Source organism: Candidatus Aquiluna sp. IMCC13023, from assembly GCF_000257665.1.
Lineage (GTDB): Bacteria > Actinomycetota > Actinomycetes > Actinomycetales > Microbacteriaceae > Aquiluna.
The window spans coordinates 258100-275360 of sequence record NZ_AJKR01000002.1; the positions used below are offsets into that span (position 1 = coordinate 258100).

Consider the following 17261-nt stretch of genomic DNA (forward strand, 5'->3'; position numbering starts at 1 on the left):
GATTGCGAAATGACTGTAAATACTAGAACCGTAAAGGGACTGCTGGGCAAGAAGCTCGGCATGACGCAGGGCTGGGACGCGGACAACAAGCTTGTTCCGATCACAGTCGTTGAGGCTGGCGAGAACGTCATCACTCAAATCAAGAATTTAGAAAAAGACGGCTATGCAGCAATTCAGCTTGCATACGGTGCAATCGAACCCCGCAAAGTAGACAAGCCTACGACTGGTCACTTTGCGAAGGCCGGTTCCACACCTCGTCGCTTCCTTGCAGAAATCCGTACGGCTGACACTGACATCTATACCGTTGGCCAGTCCATCGGCGTTGACATCTTCGAGGTTGGCTCGAAGTTGGACGTTGTTGGAACCAGCAAGGGTAAAGGTTTCGCCGGTGTTATGAAGCGTCACGGCTTCTCCGGTATCCACGCAAGCCACGGTGCTCACAAGAACCACCGTAAGCCGGGTTCCGTTGGAGCCGGTACTACTCCTTCCCGCGTTCTCAAGGGCAAGAAGATGCCTGGTCGCATGGGAACAGATCGAGTAACCACATTGAACCTCACCCTTCACGGCGTTGACCTTGAAAAGGGTCTGCTTTTGATAAAGGGTGCAGTGCCAGGTCCTAAGGGCCAGTTGGTGTTCGTTCGTAACGCAGTAAAGGAGACTGACTAATGCCTACAGTTGACCTAATTGACGTAAAGGGTAAGAAGTCCGGTTCTGTGGACCTTCCTGGATCAATCTTTGATGTTCAGACCAACGTTCCACTGATTCACCAGGTAGTTGTTGCTCAGCTTGCAGCCGCTCGCCAGGGAACACAGTCGACACTTCGCCGTGGCGAGGTTTCGGGTTCTGGTCGCAAGCCGTTCAAGCAAAAGGGAACCGGTCGCGCCCGTCAGGGTTCGATCCGTATGCCTCAGCACCGCGGTGGTGGAATTATTCACGGTCCAAAGCCTCGTGACTACTCACAGCGCACTCCTAAAAAGATGATTGCCGCAGCTCTTCGCGGAGCGCTTTCAGACCGCGCAAGAAATGGCCGCATTCACGTTATTGACCAGTTTGCGATTGGCGATGCACCTTCGACCAAGGCAGCAGCTAGCTTCCTGGCTCAGGTTGCAACCTCAAGAAACATCTTGGTTGTCTTGAGTCGTGAAGACGAGCTTTCTTACAAGTCACTTCGCAACTTGCCGTCCGTTCACGTTATTCCAGCTGACCAGCTGAATGCATATGACGTTCTGCACGCCGAAGACCTCGTTTTCACTGCGGCCGCAATGGCATCGTTCGTTGAGTCCGCCGTTGTTTCAGACGTTATCGAGGAGGCATAAACATGACCGACATCAAGAAAAACCCCCGCGACATAATCATCAAGCCGATCATTTCGGAGAAGTCTTATGCGCTAATTGATGAGGGTAAGTACACCTTCGAGGTCGACACTCGCTCTAACAAGACTGAGATCAAGCAGGCCATAGAAGAAATTTTTAGCGTGAAGGTTGATTCAATCAACACACTAAACCGCGTGGGCAAGACCCGCAAAACTCGCTTCGGCATGGGTAAGCGCAAGGACACCAAGCGCGCCATTGTCTCCTTGAAGTCGGGTTCCATCGACATCTTTACCTACATCGGTTAAGGGGAACACTCATGGGCATTCGTAAGTACAAGCCAACGACTCCTGGTCGTCGTGGCTCTTCAGTTGCAGATTTTGCTGAGCTGACTCGCTCCACTCCAGAGAAGTCGCTTTTGCGACCTCTTCCTAAGACTGGTGGACGTAACTCAAACGGTCGCATCACCACTCGTCACATCGGTGGCGGTCACAAGCGTCAGTACCGCGTTATCGACTTCCGTCGTCATGACAAAGACGGTGTTCCGGCCAAGGTTGCTCACATTGAGTATGACCCGAACCGCACCGCTCGCATTGCGTTGTTGCACTACATCGATGGCACCAAGCGCTACATCATTGCCCCTAACAAGCTAAACCAGGGAGATGCCATCGAGCAGGGCGCACAGGCCGACATCAAGCCGGGCAACAACTTGCCCCTAAAGAACATCCCAGTGGGAACTGTTATTCACGCTATCGAGCTAAAGCCAGGCGGAGGAGCCAAGATGGCTCGTTCAGCGGGTGCTTCGGTTCGTTTGGTGGCCAAGGAAGGCGACAACGCTCAGCTGAGGTTGCCATCCGGCGAAATCCGCAACGTTGACTCGCGCTGCCGCGCAACCATTGGTGAGGTCGGCAACGCCGAGCAGTCAAACATCAACTGGGGTAAAGCAGGACGTAAGCGCTGGAAGGGTGTTCGCCCAACAGTTCGTGGTGTCGCCATGAACCCAGTGGATCACCCACACGGTGGTGGTGAGGGTAAGACTTCCGGTGGACGTCACCCAGTTACGCCTTGGGGCCAAAAAGAGGGCCGCACACGTAAGCCAAACCTTCCATCAGACAAGCAAATCGTTCGTCGTCGTTACGCCGGCAAGAAGTAGGAGATCTTTAGATGCCAAGAAGTTTGAAGAAGGGTCCCTTCGTAGACGAGCACCTAATGAAAAAGGTGCGTGTTCAGAACGAGGCCTCCAGCAAGAACGTAATCAAGACCTGGTCGCGTCGCTCAATGATTGTTCCAGCGATGCTGGGACACACCATTGCCGTTCACGACGGCCGCAAGCACATTCCAGTTTTCGTAACCGAGAACATGGTTGGCCACAAGCTTGGCGAATTTGCACCTACCCGAACCTTCCGTGGTCACGTGAAGGACGACAAGAAGGGTCGCCGCGGCTAAGCCGGGGCGCCTAGGAAAAGAAGGAATAACGATGGAAGCGATCGCCAAGCTGCGTAACATCCGCGTGACCCCAATGAAGGCCAGACGTGTGGTCAACCTGATTCGTGGCAAGCAAGCCACCGAGGCATTGGGTATTTTGAAGTTTGCACAACAGTCAGCATCTGAGCCGATCTACAAGCTAGTCGCCTCAGCAGTTGCCAACGCCCAGGTAAAGGGCGAGGCCGCCGGTGCAATTGTGGATGTTGATGACCTAATCATCTCTAAGGCTTTTGTCGACGAGGGAGTGACCCTGAAAAGGTTCCGTCCTCGTGCTCAGGGCCGAGCATTCCGAATCAACAAGCGCACCAGCCACATCACTGTGGTTGTATCTACTCCAGACGAGTTTGCAAAGGCAGGTAAGTAGTCATGGGTCAAAAAGTCAATCCCTACGGCTTCCGCCTGGGAATTACCACTGAGCACCGCTCACGCTGGTTCGCAGACTCCACCAAGAAGGGTCAGCGCTACGCCGACTACGTGGTCGAGGATGTCAAGATCCGTGCTTACCTTCAGGAGAAGCTAGATCGAGCCGGCATCAGCCGCATCGAACTAGAGCGCACCCGTGACCGAGTCCGCGTCGACATCTTCGCTGCTCGTCCAGGTCTGGTTATTGGTCGTCGTGGTGCAGAGGCAGAAACTCTTCGCACCGAGCTTGAGAAGCTAACTAGCAAGCAGGTTTTGCTTAACATCCTCGAGGTAAAGAACCCAGAATCCGACGCACAGCTTGTTGCGCAGGGCGTTGCCGAGCAGCTAGCTGCTCGTGTTGCCTTCCGTCGTGCAATGCGTAAGGGAATTCAGGGAGCACTTCGTTCCGGTGCCAAGGGCATAAGAATTCAGTGTTCCGGCCGCTTGGGCGGGGCTGAAATGTCTCGTAGTGAGTTCTACCGCGAAGGTCGAGTTCCACTACATACTCTTCGTTCAAACATCGATTACGGCTTCTACGAGGCCAAGACCACATTCGGTCGAATCGGCGTAAAGGTTTGGATCTACAACGGCGACATGACTGCACGTGAGCTTGCTGCACAGCGGGCTACTCAGCGTGGTCCTCGCCAGGGTGCACCTGGTGCTGGCCGTCGTGGTCCTCGTCAGGGCGACGCTGCTCCGCTAGCAGCAGGAAGTGAAGCCAAATAATGCTGATTCCTAGGAAAGTAAAGCACCGTAAGCAGCACAGCCCGAAGCGTCGTGGGCATGCAACCGGTGGAACTAAGGTCTCGTTCGGTGAATGGGGTATTCAGGCCACGACGTCTGCCTACCTAACCAACCGTCAGATTGAGGCAGCACGTATTGCCATGACTCGCCACATCAAGCGTGGTGGAAAAGTCTGGATTAACGTGTTCCCTGACCGCTCCCTAACCAAGAAGCCAGCTGAAACCCGAATGGGTTCCGGTAAGGGTTCTCCTGAGTGGTGGGTAGTAAACGTAAAGCCTGGCCGCGTGCTCTTCGAGCTAAGCGGTGTATCAGAGGACATTGCCAAAGAGGCTTTGACTCGTGCGATCCACAAGCTCCCGCTGAAGGCTCGCATCATCAAGCGTGAAGAAGGTGACGCATAATGATCGGTTCAAAAAACCTATCCCCACAGGATCTAGACAAAATCGAATCTTCGGTTTTGGTAGAAGAGCTTCGTAAGGCCAAGGAAGAGCTATTCAACCTGCGCTTCCAGTCGGCTACAGGCCAGCTAGATGCTCATGGTCGAGTAAGAGCGGTTAAGCGCGATGTTTCTCGCATCTACACAATCATGCGTGAGCGTGAATTGGGTATTCGTGCGGTTCCGGTCCCAGCGCCTGCAAAGGCTGCTACCAAGAAGAAGCCAGCCGTTGAAGAGGCTGCAGCTAAGACAGAGGAGGCATAAAAATGGCAGAAGAAACCAAGCCAGCAGCGAAAGCTGCAGCTAAGCCAGCCACCAAAGCGGCTGCAAAGCCTGCTGCGAAAGCGGCAGCAAAGCCAGCAGCTAAAGCTGCAGCTCCTAAGGTAGCCAAGCCAAAGAAAGCTAAGACCCCGAAGGAAATAAAGGAAGTGACCCGCGGCTACCGCAAGTCACGTCAGGGCTACGTAGTTTCGGACAAGATGGATAAGACCATCGTTGTCTTGCTTGAAGACCGCAAGAAGCACCCGCTTTACGGCAAGGTGCTTCGCGTGTCCAAGAAGGTTAAGGCACATGACGAAACAAACAGCGCTGGAATTGGTGACCTCGTGGTAATTGACGAGACTCGTCCGATTTCTGCAACAAAGAACTGGCGCCTAGTCGAGATCCTCGAAAAGGCTAAGTAACACACCCCGCGAATAACGGTCGGAATCGTTATTCACTAAGCAAGGAGAAAAAAAGTGCTACAGCAAGAATCCAGGGTCAAGGTGGCCGATAACTCGGGCGCCAAGGAGCTCCTGACAATTCGCGTACTGGGTGGTTCCACCCGTCGTTACGCGGGTATTGGTGACACTATCGTCGCCTCAGTCAAGGACGCCATCCCAGGCGGAAACGTCAAAAAAGGTGAAGTCGTAAGAGCTGTTATCGTTCGCACCGTCAAGGAAACTAGGCGTGCAGATGGTTCTTACGTAAAGTTCGACGAGAACGCGGCAGTCATCATCAAGGCTGACGGAGAACCTCGTGGAACCCGTATTTTTGGACCAATTGGTCGCGAGCTTCGTGAAAAGCGTTTCATGAAGATCATCTCGCTAGCACCGGAGGTTGTGTAAATCATGGCAAAAATTAAAAAAGGCGACCTCGTTGAGGTCATCACAGGTGGCAAGCAAGATCGCGGTGGTTACCGCGGCAAGCAGGGCCTGGTTCTAAAAGTCATCAAGGAGACCAACAAGGTCATCGTTGAAGGTGTGAACATGGTCAAGAAGCACAACCGCGTCGGTCAGTCCGATCGTGGTGGCAAGACCGGTGGCATTGAAACTATGGAAGCTCCGATCCACATTTCTAACGTGGCTCTGGTAGACCCAAGCACGAAGAAGCCTTCCAAGGTTGGCTTCAAGATAACCACTTCAAAAGAGGGTGTCACCACCAAGGTTCGCATCGCTAAGAAGAGTGGGAAGGAGTTCTAATGGCAACCGGATATAAAAAAGCAGGCGCCGAGACCACTCCTCGTCTAAAACTTCAGTACCGCAGCGAGATCGTGAAGACTCTTACCGAAGAGTTCTCATTCACCAACCCAATGCAGGTTCCTGGTCTAACCAAGATCGTTGTAAACATGGGTGTTGGTCAGGCTGCCAGGGATGGCAAGTTGATTGAGGGCGCTATTCGCGACCTAATTGCGATTACTGGCCAGAAGCCTCAGGTAAACATTGCAAAGAAGTCAATCGCGCAGTTCAAGCTTCGTGAGGGTCAGCCAATTGGAGCCCACGTTACTCTGCGTGGAGACCGCATGTGGGAGTTCCTAGACCGGTTGCTTTCGCTTTCACTTCCTCGTATTCGTGACTTCCGTGGTCTTTCGCCAAAGCAGTTCGATGGCAACGGAAACTACACCTTTGGTCTAGCCGAGCAGTCAATGTTCCACGAAATTGATATCGACAAGATTGACCACGTCCGCGGTATGGACATCACAGTTGTAACAACAGCAAAATCTGACGACGAGGGTCGTGCGCTTCTAAAGGCGCTCGGTTTCCCGTTCCAGGCCTAATAACACGATTGAGGTAGGTCCCTGTGCTTGTAAAGCACCTGGAAACCGCTTCGAGAAAGCAGACACATCATGACAATGACAGATCCGGTAGCAGACTTCCTGACCCGGCTGCGCAATGCGAACATGGCACATCACGAATCACTGAACGTTCCTTTTTCTAAACTAAAAGGAACAATCGCTGAGATCTTGAAGTCAGAGGGTTACATTGCTTCTTACACGGTTGAGGATGCAAAGGTCGGTAAGACCATGCACATCACCATGAAGTACGGCCCAAATCGCGAGACCAGCATCGTTGGTATCAAGCGTGTATCCAAGCCAGGTCTTCGCGTTTACGCAAAGTCCACCGAGCTACCCAAGGTGCTTGGCGGCCTGGGCGTTGCAATCCTGTCCACCTCTAGCGGTCTACTAACTGACCGCCAGGCTTCAAAGAAGGGAGTAGGTGGGGAAGTCCTCGCCTACGTCTGGTAAGCAATAATGTCGAGAATTGGAAAACTACCCATTCCACTGCCAGCAGGCGTGACCGTTGAAATCAACGGTCAGGATGTTGCAGTCAAGGGCCCAAAGGGTGAGCTAAAGCTCACCGTTTCTAAACCAATCACTGTTTCACAAGAAGATGGCAGCGTCATTGTTTCGCGTCCAGACGACGAGGCAGTTTCAAAGTCACTTCACGGACTAACCCGTTCACTAATCGCTAACAATGTTCACGGCGTTTCCGAGGGCTTCACCAAAGCACTCGAGATCGTTGGAACCGGTTATCGTGCAGCGCTCAAGGGTGCGACCGTGGAAATGTCTCTTGGCTTCAGCCACCCAGTGCTTGTAACTCCTCCGGAGGGCATCACGTTGGTAGTCGAAGGAAACACCAAGATCATCGTGTCGGGAATCGACAAGCAGGCCGTCGGAGAGATGGCAGCTAACATTCGCAAGCTTCGTAAGCCTGAGCCTTATAAGGGCAAGGGAGTTCGTTACGAAGGCGAGCGAGTCCGTCGCAAGGCTGGAAAGGCTGGTAAGTAATCATGGCTCTAGGAACTAGAGGCAAGTCAAAGTCAGCCGCTCGTGGCCGTCGTCACGTTCGCCTGCGCAAGAAGATCGAGGGCACAGCAATGCGACCTCGTCTAGTTGTCACGCGCTCAGCACGTCACCTATTCGTCCAACTAGTTGATGACGGCGTGGGTCAGACCTTGGCCTCGGCATCGACCATGGAAGCGGATATGCGCGTAGTAGCCGGCACCAAGACCGACAAGGCCACAATGGTAGGCAAGCTAATTGCTGAGCGTGCCAAGAAGGCCGGCGTTTCCGAAGTGGTCTTTGACCGCGGTGGTAACCGCTATGCAGGTCGTGTTGCAGCTGTTGCTGCTGCGGCTCGCGAGGAAGGACTAGTGCTTTGAGCGAAGAAAAGAAGGAAGTGCCAGTGGCTGAAGCTACCGCAACTACCGAGACTCCAGCAGCCACCGATGCCGCAGTAACCACTGAGGCACCAGTAACTACTGTCGACCCGAACGAGCGCGAGCAGCGTCGTGGTTCACGTGATCGTGGACCAAAGAACGACCGTCGTGAGCGTGAAGAGCCTAAGAGCCAGTTCTTGGAGCGTGTTGTAACCATCAACCGTGTATCCAAGGTGGTCAAGGGTGGTCGTCGTTTCTCCTTCACCGCACTTGTTGTGGTTGGAGATGGCGACGGAACCGTTGGCGTTGGCTACGGCAAGGCCAAAGAAGTCCCAGCTGCAATCGCCAAGGGCGTTGAGGATGCGAAGAAGAACTTCTTCCGCGTTCCACGTGCTGGCTCAACAATTCCTCACCCTGTCCAGGGCGAGGCTGCAGCTGGCGTTGTTCTATTGCGTCCGGCGTCGGAGGGTACCGGTGTTATCGCCGGTGGTCCAGTTCGTGCAGTTTTGGAGTGCGCCGGAGTTCACGACGTACTTTCGAAGTCGCTCGGATCTTCCAACACACTAAATATTGTTCATGCAACTGTCGAGGCATTGCGTCAGCTAGAGGAACCAGCCGCCGTGGCAGCACGTCGTGGTAAGACTCTTGCCGAGGTAGCACCAGCACGTCTGTTGCCAGCAAAGACTGAAAAGACTGAAAAGACTGAAAAGGCTGGTGTCTAATGGCTGCTCGTCTCAAAGTTACCCAATTGAAAAGTTCAAACGGTGGAAAGCAAAACCAGCGCGATTCACTTCGCACCCTGGGACTGAAGCGCATCGGTGACATCGTTGTACGCGAGGACACTAAGTCCAACCGCGGCCTCGTAAACACTGTTGCCCACCTCGTTAAAGTTGAGGAGATCGACTAAATGGCTGAAGAGAAGAAGCCAGCCGAGAAGAAGCCAGCTGCTGCAAAGCCAGCTGCCAAGGCTCCGGCTGTAAAGAAGCCAGCTGCTGCAAAGCCAGCAACTAAGGCTGCCGCACCGAAAGCTGCTGCAAAGCCAGCAACTAAGGCTGCTGCGCCAAAGGCTGCCGCACCGGAAGCTGCTGCAAAGCCAGCCACTAAGGCTGCTGCGCCAAAGGCTGCCGCACCGGAAGCTGCTGCTGCAAAGCCAGCGGTTGCCAAGTCGAAGAAGAAGCCAGCTGAAAAGATTGAGAAGTCTCAGATCTTGCGTCTTCACCACCTTCGCCCTGCAAAGGGTGCCAAGAAGGATAAGACTCGTAAGGGTCTTGGTGAGGGTTCAAAGGGTAAGACTGCAGGTAGAGGTACTAAGGGTACCGGTGCTCGCACAACTACTCGCCTGGGCTTCGAGGGTGGTGGCGTGAACCTAGTTATGCGCACACCTAAGCTACGTGGATTCAAGAACCCATTCCGGGTGGAATACCAGGTAGTAAACCTTGAGAAGCTAACTGAGCTTTATCCAAAGGGTGGAGCTGTAACAATTTCAGATCTAGTGGCCAAGGGTGCTGTTCGCAAGAACAAGCCAGTCAAGGTTCTGGGTGGCGGTGACCTGTCGGTTAAGCTAGAGATTAGTGTTGACAAGGTTTCCGAGTCAGCAAAGACCAAGATTGAAGCTGCCGGCGGCAGCGTCAACGCCTAATCATCTAGGGGAGTAGGTTCACTTTTGTTTAGTGCAATAGCTCGCGCATTCCGTACTCCGGACCTGCGCAACAAGCTGGCGTTTACGCTCAGCATGATTGCAATCTTCCGATTGGGCTCGTTCATTCCAGCCCCAAACGTTGATTACTCGAACGTTCAGCAGTGTCTCGATCAGAGCCAGTCAACTTCGGGCCTGTATGAACTAGTGAACCTGTTTTCCGGTGGGGCGCTCTTGCAGCTTTCCATCTTCGCGCTGGGAATCATGCCGTACATTACGGCTTCGATTATCACCCAGTTGCTTAGAGTCGTAATTCCTCGCTTCGAGACTCTTCACAAAGAAGGACCTTCTGGGCAGGCAAAGCTTACTCAGTACACCCGTTACCTAACAATCGCTCTTGGACTGCTACAGGCAACCACTTTGGTTACCGTTGCAAGACAGGGCGCACTGTTCGGAGCTGACTGTACGCTTCCGATTTTGGTTGATACTGGACCGCTTTCCATCTCCTTGATGGTGATCACAATGACTGCCGGAACCGGTTTGATCATGTGGATCGGTGAGCTCATCACCGAGCGCGGTGTTGGAAATGGAATGTCGCTTTTGATTTTCACTTCAATCGCGTCAACCTTCCCATCCAGCTTGCTTCAGATCCTTCAGACCAGAAGCATCGAAATCTTCGTCATGGTTATGGCGGTCGGTTTTGTTGTGGTGGGACTGGTTGTTCTTGTCGAGCAGTCGCAACGACGGATTCCAGTTCAGTACGCGAAGCGCATGGTTGGCCGCAAGGCCTACGGCGGTCAGGCAACCTACATTCCAGTAAAGGTAAACACCGCTGGAGTTATCCCAGTCATCTTCGCCTCGTCAATGCTTTATTTGCCAGCACTATTGGCTCAGTTCAACCAGCCGGATGCAACAACCGGTGAGGTTTCTCCATGGGTTCGCTTTATCTCCACCTACCTAACATCTGGTGACAACCCGCTTTACATGGCAATGTACTTCTTGCTAATCGTTGGGTTTACGTACTTCTATGTTGCTATCACCTTGAACCCAGAGGAAATCAGCGACAACATGAAGCGCTACGGCGGATTCATACCTGGTATTAGGGCTGGTCGTCCGACCACCGAATACTTGCAGTATGTCATCAGCCGCATCACTTTCCCGGGTGCTATCTACCTTGGTTTGATCGCGCTGATTCCGTTGGTTGCATTCACTGCAATTGGAACCAATCAAAACTTCCCATTCGGAGGAACTTCGATCTTGATCATCGTTGGTGTTGGTTTGGACACTGTGAAGCAAATCAGTGCTCAGATGCAGCAGCGAAACTACGAGGGCCTCCTCAAGTGATCGGCATCCTTTTGATCGGCCCCCCGGGTGCCGGCAAGGGGACTCAGGCGGCACTCCTTGCAACTCGTTACTCGATACCTGCAATCTCCACGGGTGACATCTTCCGCAAGAACGTTGCGGAAGAGACTCCTCTTGGTGTTGAGGCTAAGGGCTACATGGACCGCGGCGAATACGTGCCGGACACTCTCACCAACGCTTTGGTGAAAGATCGACTTTCGCAGCCAGATGTTTTGAATGGCTTCTTGCTAGACGGGTATCCGAGAACCCTAGATCAGGTTGAAAAGCTTGACGATTTTTTGGCCCAGAATGGCACCAGGCTAGATGTAGTTGTGCAGTTGACAGCCGACAGGGAAGAGCTTGTTTCCAGGCTCGCAAACAGAGCTGAGGAGCAGGGTCGCACCGATGACACCCCCGAGGTAATTCGTAAGCGTCAGGGTATATACGAGGAGCAAACTGCCCCTCTTATTGACGTATACGCATCACGTTCGCTAGTGGCAAAGGTGGATGGGCTTGGCGAGGTCAATGTTGTTACCGCGAGGATTTCCGAGGTTTTGTCTGCGCGCGGCCTAAGTGAAGATGCGTAAGAGTTACGAGCTAAAAACACCAGACCAGATTCGCAAAATGCGATTAGCAGGCCTGCTCACCGCAGAGGCTCTTGCAAATGTCAAGGCGGCCATTAGGCCCGGGGTCACAACCCTTGAACTTGATCAAATAGCGGAAAAGACGATTCGCGCCGGTGGCGGAATTCCAAACTTTCAGCTTGTGCCTGGATATTTTCACACCGTATGCGCATCCGTGAATTCAACCGTGGTCCACGGAATTCCGTCCAGTCTTGTTTTGGCAGCAGGGGATTTAGTTTCAATTGACTGTGGGGCGGAAATTGACGGCTGGAATGGTGACAGCGCCTTTTCCATGGTGGTGCCGGGTGCAACCGGTGACGTGGCGCTTGAGCGCCAACGGCTCTCGGATGTGTGTGAGGGTTCCCTCTGGGCTGGAATAGCTGCTCTGGCGACCGCAAAGAAACTAAATGAAGTAGGAGTCGCGGTTCAAGATTACGTCCTTGCCGAAGGGCCCTACGGGATTTTAGAGCAGTACGTGGGTCACGGCATCGGGCGATCTATGCATGAAGATCCGGCTGTATTCAATTATCGAGTTCGTGATGCTGGGCCAAAAGTGCAGCCTGGGCTCTGTATCGCGATCGAACCGATGATCACTTTCGGCGATCAAGACACTTTTGTTATTGATGATGATTGGGGTGTTGCCACGCGCGATAATTCGGATGGTGCTCACTGGGAGCACTCGGTTGCAGTGCACGACGGTGGTATTTGGGTTCTGACCGCGGTGGATGGTGGTGCTGAAGGTTTAAAGCCCTTTGGGATTACCCCAGTCTTCTTGGATTAGCCACTAGCTTTCGCGGCAATTACCCCTTAGAATTGCGACTTGGCGTTTCTGCGTGAAAACCCCTGCGATTTTTGTAAGTTTTTGCGCGTTCGTAACGCTAAACCAGTAGTGATTAAGTGAGTGCATGGCCAACAAAGATGGCGTTATCGAGATCGAGGGATCGGTCGTTGAAGCCCTACCCAATGCAATGTTCCGGGTGGAGCTAACCAACGCCCACCTAGTTTTAGCCCACATCTCGGGAAAAATGCGTCAGCACTATATCCGCATTCTCCCCGGAGACCGCGTGATAGTTGAGCTGTCGACATACGATCTGACTCGCGGCCGCATTATTTACCGCTACAAGTAGAAAGAAAGAGCATGAAGGTTAATCCAAGCGTCAAGAAGATCTGCGACAAGTGCAAGGTCATTCGTCGTCACGGAAACGTGATGGTTATTTGCGAGAACCCTCGTCACAAGCAGCGCCAGGGCTAACAAGCCCCAGCTAAAAACTAAATAGTAAAAGCCAGCACCAAGCGAAAGCTAACCCTCGGTTTGAAGGCCGGGGCTCAACTTGCCAAGTTGAGATGGAGCTGTCCCAGACCTTCAAAAAAACGAAAGACAAATAATGGCACGTATCTCCGGAGTGGATATCCCTCGCGACAAGCGAGTGTTGATTTCCCTTACCTACATCTATGGAATTGGCCCAACTCGCTCACGCGAGATTCTGAAGGCCACCAACATCTCAGAGGACATCAGAGTTAAAGACTTGACTGATGATCAGTTGATCGCACTTCGCGACAACATTGATCAGAACTTCAAGGTTGAGGGTGACCTTCGCCGTGAAGTTGCAGCAGATATCCGCCGCAAGGTTGAGATCGGCTCATACGAAGGAATTCGTCACCGTAAGGGCCTTCCGGTCCGCGGACAGCGCACCAAGACCAATGCAAGAACACGCAAGGGTCCAAAGCGCACCGTAGCAGGCAAGAAGAAGGCAGCCCGCTAGTCGCGGCTCATAGGATCTAGGAGAAAATCAAATGGCAGCCCCTAAAGCATCCGCGGCAGCACGCAAGCCTCGTCGCAAGGACAAGAAGAATATTCCAGTAGGTCAGGCGCACATCCGCTCGACCTTCAACAACACCATCATCACTATTACCGACCTAACCGGAGCAGTTATCTCCTGGTCGTCTTCTGGAGATGTTGGCTTCAAGGGTTCGCGTAAGTCAACCCCGTTCGCAGCTCAGATGGCAGCGGAGTCGGCTGCCCGCAAGGCTCAAGAACACGGTATCCGCAAGGTTGATGTCTTCGTCAAGGGCCCTGGCTCTGGACGAGAGACTGCAATTCGTTCGCTGCAGGCCGCCGGCCTGGAGGTTGGCTCAATCAGCGATGTGACCCCACAGGCTCACAACGGTTGCCGCCCTCCAAAGCGTCGCCGCGTATAACTTCAATAAAAATCTAACGCCTCACGCACACAGGTGCCCGCCTGCGTGTTTCCATGACGAACATCAAATAGTGGATGTTCAGATGAAAGGAACCAATAGTGCTAATTGCACAGCGCCCCACATTGCACGAAGAAGTTCTAGGACCAAACCGCTCACGATTCATCTTGGATCCGCTTGAGCCAGGATTCGGCTACACCCTCGGTAACTCGATGCGACGCACTTTGCTCAGCTCGATTCCAGGTGCAGCTGTAACAAACATTCGCATCCAAGGTGTCAGCCACGAGTTTTCAACAATCGCGGGTGTCAAGGAGGACGTTGTTGAGGTAATTCTTAACATCAAGAACCTCGTAGTTTCCTCTGAGCACGATGCTCCTGTGGTTGCTCACTTGACTAAGAGTGCTGCTGGCCCAGTAACGGCCGCGGACATCCAGGTCCCAGCCGGTGTTGAAGTTCACAACCCAGAGTTAGTTCTTGCAACCTTGAACGCTAAGGGCAAGCTAGAGATCGAGTTCATCATTGAGCGCGGTCGCGGCTATGTTCAGGCATCTCAAAACCGCAACCCAGATGCCGAAGCCGGAGTAATTCCAGTTGACTCCATCTACAGCCCAGTGCTGAAGGTTTCCTACCGCGTCGAGGCGACTCGTGCCGGTGAGTTCACTAACTTTGACAAGCTGATTGTTGACGTGGAGACCAAGCAGTCGGTTGAGCCACGCGATGCAGTTGCTTCCGCAGGTTCGACATTGGTTGAATTGTTTGGCCTAGCCAAGGAATTAAACGATGAGGCTGAAGGAATTGAAATTGGACCGGCACCAGTCGAAATAGCTGCTTCCAATGAACTAAGCACCCCAATTGAGGATTTGGACCTAACGGTTCGTTCTTATAACTGCCTGAAGCGCGAGGGAATCAACACCGTTCTAGAGCTAATTGCTCTAAGCGAGGACCAGTTGATGAACATTCGCAACTTCGGCTCCAAGTCCGTTGATGAAGTCCGCGACAAGCTCACCGAGCTTGGGCTGAAGTTCAAGGACGCCGTCCCGGGTTTTGATTCCGCTTACTTCGGTGGCGGCTTCGATGAAGACCAGATCTAACCTTTAGAAATACAAGGAGAAACCAATGCCTACACCAACTAAGGGACCACGCCTAGGAGGCGGACCTGCTCACGAGCGCTTGATGCTTCGTAACATGGCCACCTCACTATTCATGCACAAGCGAATCGTCACAACCGAGACCAAGGCGAAGCGCCTGCGTCCGGTTGCCGAGCGTTTGGTGTCGTTCGCAAAGCGCGGCGACCTAGCGGCTAGACGTCGAGTCATGAGACAGATCACGGACAAGAACATCGTCCACGAGCTCTTCACCGAGATCGCACCTCTAGTTGCTGGCCGTGAGGGCGGTTACACCCGCATTACCAAGCTTGGCTTCCGTAAGGGCGACAACGCTCCTATGGCAGTTATCGAGCTTGTGTTGGAGCAGGTACAGCCCAAGCCAAAGACTTCCAAGTCAAAGCCAGTCAACAACGTCGCAACCACCGCAGTAGCTGAGCCAGTTATTGAAGAGGCTGTTGAGGAAGCTGTTGAAGCCCCAGTGGCCGAAGCTGAGACTGCTGAGGCGACTGAAGCTCCAGCGGCAGAGGTTACCGAAGCTCCGGCTGAGGAAGCAACTGAGGCTCCGGCAGCAGAAGTTACCGAAGCTCCAGCCGAAGAGGCTGAAGAGCCAAAGGCTTAGAGCCACGAAGAAGATTGACATGAACAAGCCCGCTGGTGATTCTGGCGGGCTTGTTCGCTTTCGGGTGGATCTTGCTTACGATGGAACGGACTTTGCCGGGTGGGCAAAGCAGCCCGGTCTTCGGACCGTTGAGGGCGACTTGGTCAAGATGTTTGAAAAGATTTTTGGAAAAAGTAAGACCGATTTTGATATGCGCGTTGCTGGTAGAACCGATTCCGGCGTGCACGCGAAGCACCAAGTTTGTCACCTGGATATTCCGGAGAAGCGGCTATCTCGCATAGGTCGGGACCCACTAAATGCCTTCAGGCTGAACACCCTGATTTCCGAAGATTTGATTATTCTGGACATTCTCCCGATAACTTCTGATTTCGACGCCAGGTTCAGCGCCGTAGGCAGACGCTATCGATACACGATCGCCGATCCAAAGTTTAAAAAAGACCCAATGATGGTGCGGTACGCCCTCACTCACAAGCGCGTTCTTGATGTAAACCTCATGAACTCCGCCGCTAAAACACTGGTCGGCCTGAACGATTTTGCAGCATTCTGCAAACCCAGAGCCGGTGCAAGCACAATTCGAAACCTTACGGTTTTTGAGGTTCTGCGGCGAGAAGATGGTCTCATCACAATAGATATTCACGCGGACGCTTTTTGCCACAATATGATTAGGTCGTTGGTGGGATCAATTATTGCGGTTTCAGATGGACGTCTCAGTGTTCAGGACCTTGTCGCGGTCCAAAAAACAGGCAAACGTGCCAATAAATTCAAGACAATTGACGCTAAGGGCTTGAGTTTGGAGTCAATTGACTACCCGGAACCGACTGAGTATGCCAAGCAGGCGATCTTAAACCGCGTGATGCGAGAAACCAGTGATAATTCTGTTTGACCAGGCGGCCATCAATCCCCTAGACTTAGCGTTTGGTCCGGCATTGTCGGCTGGTTTGAAACCGCTTTTTACAAGGCGGAATCACACAAACGAAACTATGAGGTAATTTAGCGTGCGTACTTATTCGCCAAAGGCCAGCGAGCTGAGCCACGAGTGGTTTGTCATTGACGCCACGGACATCGTGCTGGGGCGCCTTGCGTCTCACGCAGCAGTATTGCTGCGTGGAAAGCACAAGCCAACTTTCGCAGCCCACATGGACAACGGTGACTTCGTCATCATTGTCAACGCTGAGAAGGTTGTCCTAACCGGCGACAAGCTTGCCCAGAAGAAGGCCTACCGTCACTCCGGCTACCCAGGCGGCTTGACCACCACGTCTTACTCCGACCTAATGGAGAAGAACCCTCAGCGTGCTGTCGAGAAGGCAATTCGCGGAATGCTTCCAAAGAACAAGCTGGGCGACCAGCTAATCGGCAAGCTAAAGGTTTACGCAGGCAGCAACCACCCACACGAGGCCCAGAAGGCCAAGCCTTTCACCATCGATCAGATCGCCCAGTAAGGACAATGACCTTGGCAGAAAACACAGTCGAAGAGACACCAGAAGTCGAAGCGGACACTTCCTACTCAACCGAGTCAGAGCCAGTTAAGGCTGTGCGCTCACGCGGCAACCTTACTCAGCCAGGCTCCGGCCTAGGTCGACGTAAAGAAGCAGTTGCTCGAGTTCGCCTAGTTCCTGGTACCGGCAAAATAACGGTAAACAAGCGTTCAATCGAGGATTATTTCCCAAACAAGTTGCACCAGCAGCTGATCAACGATCCGTTTACTGTTCTGGAGCTGCAGGGTGCGTATGACGTAACAGCCAGCATCGACGGCGGCGGAATCGCTGGACAGGCCGGCGCACTGAGACTTGGTATCTCCCGTGCTCTAAACGAGATGGATACCGACAACAACCGAGCCATCTTGAAAAAGGCTGGCTTCCTACGTCGCGACTCACGCGTTATCGAGTCAAAGAAGGCCGGCCTAAAGAAGGCCCGCAAGGCCTCTCAGTTCTCGAAGCGCTAAGCAA

At 53.1% G+C, this 17261-nt stretch carries 31 protein-coding genes; all 31 read left to right on the forward strand.

The window, feature by feature from the left end; translation table 11 throughout:
• The first annotated feature begins 9 nt into the window (after positions 1–9).
• The 31 genes from rplC to rpsI all read left to right on the forward strand — a co-directional run bounded on the left by rplC (position 10) and on the right by rpsI (position 17257).
• Positions 10–666, forward strand: coding sequence for a 50S ribosomal protein L3 (gene rplC, locus IMCC13023_RS02185; protein ID WP_007540771.1), 657 nt, complete (start codon positions 10–12; stop codon positions 664–666).
• Positions 666–1316 carry a 50S ribosomal protein L4 gene (gene rplD / locus IMCC13023_RS02190; protein ID WP_007540774.1) on the forward strand — a complete coding sequence of 217 codons (651 nt, stop codon included), beginning with the start codon at positions 666–668 and terminating at the stop codon, positions 1314–1316. Before rplC ends, rplD begins: the two co-directional genes overlap by 1 nt.
• A 2-nt stretch (positions 1317–1318) precedes the next feature.
• Complete coding sequence (rplW, locus tag IMCC13023_RS02195; protein WP_007540777.1) at positions 1319–1618, forward strand: 50S ribosomal protein L23; 300 nt, start codon at positions 1319–1321, stop codon at positions 1616–1618.
• A gap of 11 nt (positions 1619–1629) precedes the next feature.
• Positions 1630–2463: a 50S ribosomal protein L2 gene (rplB, locus tag IMCC13023_RS02200; RefSeq protein WP_007540778.1), complete on the forward strand. Its 834-nt coding sequence runs from the start codon at positions 1630–1632 to the stop codon at positions 2461–2463.
• 11 nt (positions 2464–2474) lie between these two features.
• Complete coding sequence (rpsS, locus tag IMCC13023_RS02205) at positions 2475–2756, forward strand: 30S ribosomal protein S19 (protein WP_007540779.1); 282 nt, start codon at positions 2475–2477, stop codon at positions 2754–2756.
• Positions 2757–2787: 31 nt separating this feature from the next.
• Positions 2788–3159 carry a 50S ribosomal protein L22 gene (gene rplV, locus IMCC13023_RS02210; RefSeq protein WP_007540780.1) on the forward strand — a complete coding sequence of 124 codons (372 nt, stop codon included), beginning with the start codon at positions 2788–2790 and terminating at the stop codon, positions 3157–3159.
• Positions 3160–3161: 2 nt separating this feature from the next.
• Positions 3162–3923 carry a 30S ribosomal protein S3 gene (gene rpsC / locus IMCC13023_RS02215; RefSeq protein ID WP_007540781.1) on the forward strand — a complete coding sequence of 254 codons (762 nt, stop codon included), beginning with the start codon at positions 3162–3164 and terminating at the stop codon, positions 3921–3923.
• Complete coding sequence (gene rplP, locus IMCC13023_RS02220) at positions 3923–4342, forward strand: 50S ribosomal protein L16 (protein WP_007540782.1); 420 nt, start codon at positions 3923–3925, stop codon at positions 4340–4342. The genes rpsC and rplP overlap by 1 nt, the downstream gene beginning before the upstream one ends.
• Positions 4339–4641, forward strand: a complete 303-nt coding sequence (gene rpmC, locus IMCC13023_RS02225) for a 50S ribosomal protein L29 (RefSeq protein WP_040324826.1) — start codon at positions 4339–4341, stop codon at positions 4639–4641. The genes rplP and rpmC overlap by 4 nt, the downstream gene beginning before the upstream one ends.
• 155 nt (positions 4642–4796) lie before the next feature.
• Positions 4797–5060: a 30S ribosomal protein S17 gene (gene rpsQ / locus IMCC13023_RS07395; RefSeq protein ID WP_040325010.1), complete on the forward strand. Its 264-nt coding sequence runs from the start codon at positions 4797–4799 to the stop codon at positions 5058–5060.
• Positions 5061–5114: 54 nt separating this feature from the next.
• Positions 5115–5483 carry a 50S ribosomal protein L14 gene (rplN, locus tag IMCC13023_RS02235; RefSeq protein ID WP_007540785.1) on the forward strand — a complete coding sequence of 123 codons (369 nt, stop codon included), beginning with the start codon at positions 5115–5117 and terminating at the stop codon, positions 5481–5483.
• A gap of 3 nt (positions 5484–5486) precedes the next feature.
• Positions 5487–5837, forward strand: coding sequence for a 50S ribosomal protein L24 (rplX, locus tag IMCC13023_RS02240; protein ID WP_007540786.1), 351 nt, complete (start codon positions 5487–5489; stop codon positions 5835–5837).
• Positions 5837–6412, forward strand: coding sequence for a 50S ribosomal protein L5 (gene rplE / locus IMCC13023_RS02245; protein ID WP_007540787.1), 576 nt, complete (start codon positions 5837–5839; stop codon positions 6410–6412). Before rplX ends, rplE begins: the two co-directional genes overlap by 1 nt.
• Positions 6413–6481: 69 nt before the next feature.
• Positions 6482–6880 carry a 30S ribosomal protein S8 gene (gene rpsH / locus IMCC13023_RS02250; protein ID WP_040324827.1) on the forward strand — a complete coding sequence of 133 codons (399 nt, stop codon included), beginning with the start codon at positions 6482–6484 and terminating at the stop codon, positions 6878–6880.
• Between the two features lie 6 nt (positions 6881–6886).
• Complete coding sequence (gene rplF, locus IMCC13023_RS02255; RefSeq protein WP_007540789.1) at positions 6887–7423, forward strand: 50S ribosomal protein L6; 537 nt, start codon at positions 6887–6889, stop codon at positions 7421–7423.
• Positions 7424–7425: 2 nt separating this feature from the next.
• Complete coding sequence (gene rplR, locus IMCC13023_RS02260) at positions 7426–7797, forward strand: 50S ribosomal protein L18 (RefSeq protein WP_040324828.1); 372 nt, start codon at positions 7426–7428, stop codon at positions 7795–7797.
• Positions 7794–8516: a 30S ribosomal protein S5 gene (rpsE, locus tag IMCC13023_RS02265; protein WP_007540791.1), complete on the forward strand. Its 723-nt coding sequence runs from the start codon at positions 7794–7796 to the stop codon at positions 8514–8516. The genes rplR and rpsE overlap by 4 nt, the downstream gene beginning before the upstream one ends.
• Positions 8516–8701: a 50S ribosomal protein L30 gene (rpmD, locus tag IMCC13023_RS02270; RefSeq protein WP_007540792.1), complete on the forward strand. Its 186-nt coding sequence runs from the start codon at positions 8516–8518 to the stop codon at positions 8699–8701. The genes rpsE and rpmD overlap by 1 nt, the downstream gene beginning before the upstream one ends.
• Positions 8702–9433 carry a 50S ribosomal protein L15 gene (gene rplO, locus IMCC13023_RS02275; RefSeq protein WP_040324829.1) on the forward strand — a complete coding sequence of 244 codons (732 nt, stop codon included), beginning with the start codon at positions 8702–8704 and terminating at the stop codon, positions 9431–9433.
• Positions 9434–9457: 24 nt separating this feature from the next.
• On the forward strand, positions 9458–10774 hold the full coding sequence (gene secY / locus IMCC13023_RS02280) for a preprotein translocase subunit SecY (RefSeq protein ID WP_040324831.1): 1317 nt from the start codon (positions 9458–9460) through the stop codon (positions 10772–10774).
• Entirely contained in the window at positions 10771–11358 is a 588-nt protein-coding gene (locus tag IMCC13023_RS02285; protein WP_007540802.1) for an adenylate kinase, read from the forward strand. The genes secY and IMCC13023_RS02285 overlap by 4 nt, the downstream gene beginning before the upstream one ends.
• Positions 11351–12175 carry a type I methionyl aminopeptidase gene (gene map, locus IMCC13023_RS02290; protein WP_007540803.1) on the forward strand — a complete coding sequence of 275 codons (825 nt, stop codon included), beginning with the start codon at positions 11351–11353 and terminating at the stop codon, positions 12173–12175. The genes IMCC13023_RS02285 and map overlap by 8 nt, the downstream gene beginning before the upstream one ends.
• A gap of 124 nt (positions 12176–12299) precedes the next feature.
• A complete protein-coding gene (infA, locus tag IMCC13023_RS02295) occupies positions 12300–12521 on the forward strand; it encodes a translation initiation factor IF-1 (protein WP_007540806.1) in 222 nt (73 codons plus the stop codon).
• A gap of 11 nt (positions 12522–12532) precedes the next feature.
• On the forward strand, positions 12533–12646 hold the full coding sequence (gene rpmJ, locus IMCC13023_RS07180; RefSeq protein ID WP_007540807.1) for a 50S ribosomal protein L36: 114 nt from the start codon (positions 12533–12535) through the stop codon (positions 12644–12646).
• Between the two features lie 133 nt (positions 12647–12779).
• Complete coding sequence (rpsM, locus tag IMCC13023_RS02300) at positions 12780–13157, forward strand: 30S ribosomal protein S13 (RefSeq protein ID WP_007540809.1); 378 nt, start codon at positions 12780–12782, stop codon at positions 13155–13157.
• Positions 13158–13188: 31 nt separating this feature from the next.
• The gene (gene rpsK, locus IMCC13023_RS02305) at positions 13189–13593 is read left to right on the forward strand and encodes a 30S ribosomal protein S11 (protein ID WP_007540811.1); all 405 of its coding nucleotides are present in this window, start codon (positions 13189–13191) and stop codon (positions 13591–13593) included.
• A 98-nt stretch (positions 13594–13691) separates the two neighbouring features.
• A complete protein-coding gene (locus IMCC13023_RS02310) occupies positions 13692–14681 on the forward strand; it encodes a DNA-directed RNA polymerase subunit alpha (protein WP_007540813.1) in 990 nt (329 codons plus the stop codon).
• 25 nt (positions 14682–14706) lie between these two features.
• On the forward strand, positions 14707–15315 hold the full coding sequence (rplQ, locus tag IMCC13023_RS02315; RefSeq protein WP_040324832.1) for a 50S ribosomal protein L17: 609 nt from the start codon (positions 14707–14709) through the stop codon (positions 15313–15315).
• A 19-nt stretch (positions 15316–15334) separates the two neighbouring features.
• The gene (gene truA, locus IMCC13023_RS02320; RefSeq protein ID WP_007540817.1) at positions 15335–16198 is read left to right on the forward strand and encodes a tRNA pseudouridine(38-40) synthase TruA; all 864 of its coding nucleotides are present in this window, start codon (positions 15335–15337) and stop codon (positions 16196–16198) included.
• Positions 16199–16310: 112 nt separating this feature from the next.
• The gene (gene rplM, locus IMCC13023_RS02325) at positions 16311–16754 is read left to right on the forward strand and encodes a 50S ribosomal protein L13 (RefSeq protein WP_007540820.1); all 444 of its coding nucleotides are present in this window, start codon (positions 16311–16313) and stop codon (positions 16752–16754) included.
• Between the two features lie 5 nt (positions 16755–16759).
• On the forward strand, positions 16760–17257 hold the full coding sequence (rpsI, locus tag IMCC13023_RS02330; RefSeq protein WP_007540821.1) for a 30S ribosomal protein S9: 498 nt from the start codon (positions 16760–16762) through the stop codon (positions 17255–17257).
• The last annotated feature ends 4 nt before the right edge of the window (positions 17258–17261 follow it).

What these genes read in the sequence shown, in the direction of transcription:
- rpmD (WP_007540792.1), top strand. Translation starts at nt 8,516, where the DNA reads ATGGCTGCTCGTCTCAAAGTTACCCAATTGAAAAGTTCAAACGGTGGA.
- rplD (WP_007540774.1), top strand. Translation starts at nt 666, where the DNA reads ATGCCTACAGTTGACCTAATTGACGTAAAGGGTAAGAAGTCCGGTTCT.
- rpmJ (WP_007540807.1), top strand. Translation starts at nt 12,533, where the DNA reads ATGAAGGTTAATCCAAGCGTCAAGAAGATCTGCGACAAGTGCAAGGTC.
- rplW (WP_007540777.1), top strand. Translation starts at nt 1,319, where the DNA reads ATGACCGACATCAAGAAAAACCCCCGCGACATAATCATCAAGCCGATC.
- rplF (WP_007540789.1), top strand. Translation starts at nt 6,887, where the DNA reads ATGTCGAGAATTGGAAAACTACCCATTCCACTGCCAGCAGGCGTGACC.
- rpsC (WP_007540781.1), top strand. Translation starts at nt 3,162, where the DNA reads ATGGGTCAAAAAGTCAATCCCTACGGCTTCCGCCTGGGAATTACCACT.
- rplO (WP_040324829.1), top strand. Translation starts at nt 8,702, where the DNA reads ATGGCTGAAGAGAAGAAGCCAGCCGAGAAGAAGCCAGCTGCTGCAAAG.
- rplX (WP_007540786.1), top strand. Translation starts at nt 5,487, where the DNA reads ATGGCAAAAATTAAAAAAGGCGACCTCGTTGAGGTCATCACAGGTGGC.
- truA (WP_007540817.1), top strand. Translation starts at nt 15,335, where the DNA reads ATGAACAAGCCCGCTGGTGATTCTGGCGGGCTTGTTCGCTTTCGGGTG.
- map (WP_007540803.1), top strand. Translation starts at nt 11,351, where the DNA reads ATGCGTAAGAGTTACGAGCTAAAAACACCAGACCAGATTCGCAAAATG.
- rplB (WP_007540778.1), top strand. Translation starts at nt 1,630, where the DNA reads ATGGGCATTCGTAAGTACAAGCCAACGACTCCTGGTCGTCGTGGCTCT.
- rplC (WP_007540771.1), top strand. Translation starts at nt 10, where the DNA reads ATGACTGTAAATACTAGAACCGTAAAGGGACTGCTGGGCAAGAAGCTC.
- rpsH (WP_040324827.1), top strand. Translation starts at nt 6,482, where the DNA reads ATGACAATGACAGATCCGGTAGCAGACTTCCTGACCCGGCTGCGCAAT.
- infA (WP_007540806.1), top strand. Translation starts at nt 12,300, where the DNA reads ATGGCCAACAAAGATGGCGTTATCGAGATCGAGGGATCGGTCGTTGAA.
- rpsK (WP_007540811.1), top strand. Translation starts at nt 13,189, where the DNA reads ATGGCAGCCCCTAAAGCATCCGCGGCAGCACGCAAGCCTCGTCGCAAG.
- rplQ (WP_040324832.1), top strand. Translation starts at nt 14,707, where the DNA reads ATGCCTACACCAACTAAGGGACCACGCCTAGGAGGCGGACCTGCTCAC.
- rpsS (WP_007540779.1), top strand. Translation starts at nt 2,475, where the DNA reads ATGCCAAGAAGTTTGAAGAAGGGTCCCTTCGTAGACGAGCACCTAATG.
- rplP (WP_007540782.1), top strand. Translation starts at nt 3,923, where the DNA reads ATGCTGATTCCTAGGAAAGTAAAGCACCGTAAGCAGCACAGCCCGAAG.
- rpsM (WP_007540809.1), top strand. Translation starts at nt 12,780, where the DNA reads ATGGCACGTATCTCCGGAGTGGATATCCCTCGCGACAAGCGAGTGTTG.
- rplV (WP_007540780.1), top strand. Translation starts at nt 2,788, where the DNA reads ATGGAAGCGATCGCCAAGCTGCGTAACATCCGCGTGACCCCAATGAAG.
- rplE (WP_007540787.1), top strand. Translation starts at nt 5,837, where the DNA reads ATGGCAACCGGATATAAAAAAGCAGGCGCCGAGACCACTCCTCGTCTA.
- rplR (WP_040324828.1), top strand. Translation starts at nt 7,426, where the DNA reads ATGGCTCTAGGAACTAGAGGCAAGTCAAAGTCAGCCGCTCGTGGCCGT.
- rpsI (WP_007540821.1), top strand. Translation starts at nt 16,760, where the DNA reads ATGACCTTGGCAGAAAACACAGTCGAAGAGACACCAGAAGTCGAAGCG.